Source organism: Bradyrhizobium sp. 142 (genome assembly GCF_023074015.1).
In the GTDB taxonomy this organism is placed as follows: domain Bacteria; phylum Pseudomonadota; class Alphaproteobacteria; order Rhizobiales; family Xanthobacteraceae; genus Bradyrhizobium.
In genome coordinates, this window is sequence record NZ_JADPKQ010000289.1 from 1 (window position 1) to 6,890 (window position 6,890).

The window sequence follows — 6,890 nt, forward strand, 5'->3', positions numbered from 1 at the left end:
GCCCTCCTGCGCGGCCTTCCCTCGAGCCCGCAAAAGCACGCCAGATAGCGCCGCCATGTCCCCGCCATCGATCCGGTAACGACGCATCTTCTCGGCGCCGGGCATCATTATCCCCAGCTGCCACTTCGCTTTGCTCAGTTCGAAAGCCAAGTAAATCGTGGCATACTCGCTTCCGGCGGGTGCGTCAGTGTGATCAGTACGCATCGTTGATCCTTCAGGGTGAGTTGGTGGTCACAAACTCAATTTACCCCTGACCACCTGCCACCCCATAGGATCTACGAAGTTCAGGGCTTTTGGTGAAAGTCGAATTGAATCCGCGAAGACGCCTCGTGATGCGCGAGGCGCCTCGTGCGCGTCTCAGACTTCCTTGGTGTCGAAGATCAGGAGGTCGGCGCCGCCAGTGGCGAACTTCGGCACGTCGCCCGCTGCCGCTTTGCCTTCTGCGCTGCCGAATGCCGCCTGGATGTCGGACACGCTGTTGAAGGTGAGAATGGCGACGAGGTGGATTCCGGAAGGCCCGGCGGGGGAGCCAACCGGCCCGGTGCTGACGGCGTATTTTTTCAGGCCGGGAAGTTTCTTGGCGATGGGAATATGGGTCTCGGCATAATGCTTGTCGAAGGCAGCAGCATCCTTGGGCGTCTTGTAGAGCACGACGAGTTCAGCCATTTAGTTCCTCCTTTGAAGCTTGTTATGTTTAGACCCTCATGGTGAGGAGGCGCGTCAGCGCCGTCTCGAACCATGCAGGCCCGGCTCTTCGTTCCGGGCCTTCATCCTTCGAGACGCGCGCAAGAGCGCGCTCCTCAGGATGAGGTGATAGTCCGTGGGACGCTGCAAAATCGCAAGTGTCATTCCTCTTGCCGTCCGCTTGTCTTCTGCTTGGCTAAAGCGCCGGTTTTGCGGCGTCGCCGAGGAAGCCGTGGAGGGAGGCCACGACCTGCGCGCCTTCGCCTATGGCGCCGCCGACGCGCTTGACCGAGCCGGAGCGAACGTCGCCGACGGCGTAGACGCCGGGCACGGAGGTCTCCAGCGGCGCGACGAGCCGGCCCTGGTTCTGCTCGGACTGCCCGCCGGTGACGACGAAGCCGCCGCGATCGAGCGTGACGCCGCAGCCATCGAGCCAGCCGGTGGCGGGATCGGCGCCGACGAACAGGAAGAGATTGCGGACGTCGGCAAAGTCCTCGTCGCTCGACAGCCGGCTCTTCCAGCGGATGCGCCGCAGCAGCGAGGCCTCGTCGCCCTCGAGCGCCGTGATCTCGGTGTTGAATAGCAGCTCGATGTTCGGCGTCGCTTCGATGCGCTCGATGAGATAGCGCGACATGCTGGCGCCGAGGCCGCCGCCGCGGATGATCATCAGCACTTTCTTGGCATGACCCGACAGGAACACCGCCGCCTGTCCCGCCGAATTGCCGGCACCGACCAGCGCCACTTCGTCGCCGGCGCAGAGCCGCGCCTCGACTGGCGAGGCCCAGTACCAGACGCCGCGACCTTCGAACTTGTCGAGGTTCGCTATCTCCGGCCGGCGATAGCGCGCGCCGCTGGCAACGACGATCGAGCGCGAGCGCAGCACATCGCCGCTGTCGAGCTCGACCGAAAACGCACCGTCGTCACGCGTGCAGTCGAGCGACTTGGCGGTCACCGGAATCATGATGTCGGCGCCGAATTTCTGCGCCTGGTTGAAGGCACGCGCCGTCAGCGCCATTCCCGAGATGCCGGTTGGAAAGCCGAGATAGTTTTCGATGCGCGCGCTGGCGCCGGCCTGGCCGCCGAAGGCGCGGGTATCGAGCACGGCGACCGAGAGACCTTCGGAGGCGGCATACACCGCGGTCGCAAGGCCCGCCGGCCCGCTGCCGACGATCGCGACGTCGTAGATGCGATCGTTCTTCGGCCCGCCGATCATGCCGATGCTGCGGGCAAGCTCGGTTTCGCCGGGGTTGCGCAGCACCGTGCCGTCGGCGCTGACGACCAGCGGCCAGTCTTCGGGCTTGGGCGAATAGCGCGCGATCAATTCGGCGGCGTCGCGGTCGCGGTCGGGATCGAGCAGATGATGCGGCTGGCCGTTGCGGGTGAGAAAACCCTGCAAGCGGACCACGCCGGCCGAATGCGACGGACCGATCAGCACGATTCCGCCGACACCGGCCTGGATCAGGCTGACCCGGCGCAGGATCAGCGCGCGCATGATGCGCTCGCCGAGCTCGGCCTCGGCGACCAGAAGCGCGCGCAGCCGATCCGGCGGCAGCAGCAGCGTCTCGACCTCGCCCTCGGCGCGGCCATCGACCAGCGCGGGCCGACCCGAGAGCTGGCTGAGCTCGGCCAGGAATTGCCCCGGCCCCTGGTCGATCACCGGGGTGACGTGACCGAGCCCGTCGCGCTGGGTGATGGCGACATGCCCTTTCAGCACCACGAACATGCCCGGCCCCGGCTTGCCGGTTTCGAACATGAGCTCGCCATCGGCGTAGCTGCGGAGCTCGCCGAAATGCCGCATGCGCTCGATCTCGGCGGCCGTCAGCGTCGGGAATGTCTGTTCGGGACGGGAGAACCGCAACATCTGCGCGTCCCTGTCAGTTCTTTCCGGTCCGTCCTGCCCCATTGCCACTCTCATTCACTCCAAAAATTGAACCGCCGGAATTCTAACTGTCGTTCTTGCCGGCGGGCCCCTTACTTAAGGAACCATCTTCATTCTGCGAGGGGGCGGTCGTTGCGGCGCGCTCGCGCGCCTGCAGCTTCCGCCGCTTCAAGTTTTCCCGCAGCGCCGATTTCAGCCGGTCCTGCCGCTGGCCAGCCGCTCGCCTCTTGTCGTTGTCGTCGGTCATTTGCAATCCATCGCATTGGCCGGCCCAGGATGCCATTGAAGACGCCATCGAATCAGGATGCCATCGAATAGCGACAGCTCAAGGCGCTTTGACCAGCCGCGACAACGAAGCCGTCAGATTTCGTCGAATTCGCGGACGCGGCCAACTGCCCATCTGGCTGGGGACGCTACGGCACAAAATCCGACCCAAAACCGGTCATTTCAAGGGAAAACGGCCGTTTTCGGCGTGCAACAAAGCCGATTTTATCGATTTGGCCGGGCCGGTGCGCTTGCACAGAAGGGGGCCTTGTGGCAGATATCGCCCCGCTTGGTAGGTCCCTCATGGCGGCCGATTCTCAATCCCAGCACCTGCTGCCGTAGCTCAGTGGTAGAGCACTCCATTGGTAATGGAGAGGTCGACAGTTCAATCCTGTCTGGCAGCACCATTTCATTTTCAGCAAGACATGCAGCAGCGTTCTCGCGGCGGAAAATGCCCGAGCTTTGCTCGATCCTTTTGCCCGCTCCTTTGAAGAGGGCGCAGGGAAGACCGGGTGCCGGCTGGCACCCGCGGTCCGCTGCGCGCAGATAGCGCAGAGGAAACCGCACAGCAGCATACAGGTGACACCGAACACTCGGCCTTCCCTGCGCAGTGGGCTTACGGCTTATGCAGCGCTCTCCCCGGCGACGAATTCCTTTTTGTCACCGTCACCTTGCGAATTGGCGATGGCCCGAGACCCGGTTGAGCCCCGATCCATCTCCGCAAGGCTTGACCGTAGCAACGACGGCCAGGGACCACACGGTTTTGCCATACGCAGCCATCCGGCTTCGCCAAAGGCTTCGCCGGACACGCCCTGCTTCGCCCAAAGGGCTTCGCAGGGCGTTGGCGCCGTCCGTCCGCGCGCAGCACGACCTCACGAGGTTCATCTCGCCCTGGTCCCGCCTTCGCGTGCCCGACACTGCCGCGTCCACCGCACCCCGATCCACGTTCGTTACGACGTACGATCGCCCCTCTTCGAGGACCGGGATGGATAATTAATACTGCAATTCCGAAATTCGGTAAAGTGGAATATTTTTGCGGTGGGGGATTGACGGGGTTTTGCGGCAGGCGGGTGTTTTGGCCGACGGGATGCGGCTGACTATTTTGCGGAATCGGTAGAACAGCGATACGCACCGTTTCCCGCTGCCAATTTTAGTTCGGTGTGTTGCCCCCCGAACTCGTGATCGACCGACATCGGCGCGCCCCTGGTATGAAAGCGGGCATACTCTTGCAACCAAAAGGCAAATGCAAGGCCCCCCGGGGACGCCCGGCCGCTTAGCGGATCAGCCGATAGCTCTTGACGGCATTGCGGCGCACGATCGTTGGTGCCGACTTGCCGTGGTGAGCGCGTAGGATGGATAGAGCGAAGCGAAACTCATCAAGCCCTTGCTCGGTGACAGAACATGATGGGTTTCGCAAGTGCTCTACCATCCTACGCACTACCACCCACGCGCTGCATCACGCTCGAAACACGTTCCGAGATCTTATTCCGCTTGGCTCACTGCCGCGCAACGTCCGCTTTCTATAAAGGTCAACCATGACCTTTATAGTTGCCGCGAGGACGAGCGCGCAAAGCGCCACCTTCGAGACTATCTCCATCGTCCCCTCGATCAGCAGGCAATGGACCACGCTCCCGACGACGATGACAACCGCGAGGGGAACATGGACGATGCGCCAGGTTCGCAGCCGCAGTCCCAATCGCCGGCGTAGTAGAGCCAGAAGCGCAACGGTGAAGATGGCCCACATGGCCGTGACGCCAAAGGGGGAGAACGGCGTCGGCGATGAGAAAAGAAGGGCGTCGATCATGTCAGGCGGACTGGTGATCCAGAGGCCGGCGACATGGATCACGATCGCAAGAGCCAGCGTGCCGCCGATCCAGTGATGTGCACGCCTCCCACGATAAGCCGACAGTCCCGGCAAATATCCGCCAATCAGCAAGGGCTGAACGAGCACAAGACCGAGGGCAATAATCCCTGCGAAGCCGGCGAGGATATAGACCGGACTGCGCCATGCGAGCTGCTCGCTCCCTGCTGCGGCGGTGATCGGCACGCAAATGGCCAAAGCAAGGGCGACCCAGATCAGGGTCACCTTGGCCAATCTCCACCCCTTTGTTTGCAACGCGCTCAGGCCGGCTGAAGGACGAAGTGCGCCTCGAGGCTGGTTTCCTTTGCGCTCCGCATCACCGGTCGCAGGAAGACGGTTCTGAATTCACCGCTGTCATAGGCGAGGTGACCATGCGGCTGGCCGAAGATGGGAATGATCTGCGGCATCTCGAGCCGGAACTTGCCGTCCTTGTCCGTGAGCGTGGCGCCGTGACTCTGCGGCTCGTGCTCCTGCCCTTCGGTCGTGTGCGCCCAGATCTGGATGCGCTGTCCGGCTAGCGGAGCCCCGTCGCCGGCGCGGCGCACGGTGCCACTCATCCAGAAGCCACCCTTTCCGATCCGATCCACGATCGGCGCGCCCTTGCGGTAGTTGTTCGCCCCGCCCGACATCGAATCGGTCGGTGCAAGGCCTTCCGCACGAGCGGGCAACAGGAGCCCGGAAACACCGGTTGCCAAAACTCCGGTTGCGAGGACGGAGCCACCGGCGGCAAGGAGGTTGCGGCGGTTGAGTACGACCGTGGTCATTTTGCTTCCTCCTGTTGATCGTGCAGTGGCTCTGCCGAGGATACAACAACAAGGGAGGCCCAGTTGAGGGGGTGCAATAGGTCGCAATAACAGTGTTGTGAACGGGGGTGCCGGCCAGTTAGACAGGTCCCCGCTAGGACCGGCCGCTACCAGACTTACGCGCGGCAGTACCGCGTTTTTGGATGGCGTCGTTGCTCAAATGGTCAAGCGACGACGTTGCGCTAACACTACATGCGATCCTTGTAAGCGCGCGCATGAATGCCCTCAACCCGGTACTACACATGATTCCCTTCTCCATCCTCGATCTCGCGCCCATCCGCCAAGGTGGCGATGCGGCGCAAGCGTTTGCCAATTCGCTTGATCTTGCCCGGCATGCCGAGACCTGGGGCTACAAGCGGTTCTGGCTGGCCGAGCATCACAACATGACGGGGATCGCGAGCGCGGCAACGTCGGTCGTGATCGGGCACGTCGCCGGCGGAACCAAGACGATCCGCGTCGGCTCGGGCGGCATCATGCTGCCGAACCATTCGCCGCTTGTTATCGCCGAGCAGTTCGGCACGCTGGCCTCGCTCTATCCGGGGCGGATCGATCTCGGGCTCGGGCGGGCGCCGGGCACCGACCAGCTCACCGCGCGGGCGCTGCGGCGCGACCTTGCCACCACGTCCGAGAATTTTCCGCATGACGTGCTGGAATTGCAGGCGCTGCTCGGCGATGTGCAGCCGAACCAGACCATCCGTGCCGTGCCCGGCATGGGAACCAATGTGCCGCTCTGGATTCTCGGCTCGAGCACCTTTGGCGCGCAGCTTGCGGCGATGCTGGGCCTGCCATTCGCCTTCGCCTCGCACTTCGCGCCGCAAATGATGATGCCGGCGCTGCGCGAGTACCGGGCGCGCTTCGAGCCCTCGGCGCAGCTCGACAAGCCCTATGCGATGGTCGGCGTCAATGTGTTCGCGGCGGACAGCGACGCGGAGGCGCTGCGCATGTTCACCTCGCTGCAGCAGCAGTTCATCAATCTGCGGCGGGGCATGCCGGGTCCGCTGCCGCCGCCGACTGGCGACATGGACGCGCTGTGGTCGCCCTCGGAGAAGGCCATGGTCGGCCAGTCGCTGTCCTGCTCGGCGGTCGGCTCGCCTGCTGTCATTGAAGAGAAGCTGAAGACGCTGATCGCAGAGACCGGCGCGGACGAGCTGATGACGACGGGGCAGATCTACGACCACGCGGCGCGGCTGCGCTCGTTCGAGATCGCGGCCGAGGTGCGGGATCGGCTGGCGGGGTGAGCGGCGATGTGAACAGGCCCGAATGTTGCGACGATGAAGGTGCGCTCCCTCCCCCGCTTGCGGCAGGGCTGTCCCGGGAAAATCACACATAGATGAGCTCCAGCTGGTCGAGAGAGAACCTGGGCTTTGGCTTGCTGGGATTGACTGGCGGAGGCTTGTCG

General features: G+C 63.5%; 6 protein-coding genes, 1 tRNA gene and 1 pseudogene. 2 read left to right on the forward strand and 6 right to left on the reverse strand.

The window, feature by feature from the left end; translation table 11 throughout:
- From IVA82_RS25000 to IVA82_RS25015, 4 genes and pseudogenes are all read right to left on the reverse strand, one after another.
- A pseudogene (locus IVA82_RS25000) lies at positions 1-204 on the reverse strand (hypothetical protein); the annotation flags it as partial.
- Between the two features lie 153 nt (positions 205-357).
- Positions 358-666, reverse strand: a complete 309-nt coding sequence (locus IVA82_RS25005) for an EthD family reductase (RefSeq protein WP_247389447.1) — start codon at positions 664-666, stop codon at positions 358-360.
- 214 nt (positions 667-880) lie between these two features.
- The gene (locus IVA82_RS25010) at positions 881-2,587 is read right to left on the reverse strand and encodes an FAD-dependent oxidoreductase (RefSeq protein WP_247389448.1); all 1,707 of its coding nucleotides are present in this window, start codon (positions 2,585-2,587) and stop codon (positions 881-883) included.
- Between the two features lie 40 nt (positions 2,588-2,627).
- Entirely contained in the window at positions 2,628-2,810 is a 183-nt protein-coding gene (locus IVA82_RS25015; RefSeq protein ID WP_247389449.1) for a hypothetical protein, read from the reverse strand.
- A gap of 349 nt (positions 2,811-3,159) precedes the next feature.
- On the opposite strand from IVA82_RS25015, the gene IVA82_RS25020 reads away from it, so the two are divergent.
- Positions 3,160-3,234, forward strand: a tRNA-Thr gene (locus IVA82_RS25020).
- Positions 3,235-4,283: 1,049 nt separating this feature from the next.
- On the opposite strand, the gene IVA82_RS25025 is transcribed toward IVA82_RS25020, so the two are convergent.
- A complete protein-coding gene (locus tag IVA82_RS25025; RefSeq protein ID WP_247389458.1) occupies positions 4,284-4,913 on the reverse strand; it encodes a ferric reductase-like transmembrane domain-containing protein in 630 nt (209 codons plus the stop codon).
- A gap of 35 nt (positions 4,914-4,948) precedes the next feature.
- On the reverse strand, positions 4,949-5,452 hold the full coding sequence (locus IVA82_RS25030) for a Twin-arginine translocation pathway signal (RefSeq protein ID WP_247389450.1): 504 nt from the start codon (positions 5,450-5,452) through the stop codon (positions 4,949-4,951).
- Between the two features lie 281 nt (positions 5,453-5,733).
- Here IVA82_RS25030 and IVA82_RS25035 point away from each other — a divergent pair, with 281 nt between their 5' ends.
- Positions 5,734-6,729, forward strand: a complete 996-nt coding sequence (locus tag IVA82_RS25035; RefSeq protein WP_247389451.1) for an LLM class flavin-dependent oxidoreductase — start codon at positions 5,734-5,736, stop codon at positions 6,727-6,729.
- The last annotated feature ends 161 nt before the right edge of the window (positions 6,730-6,890 follow it).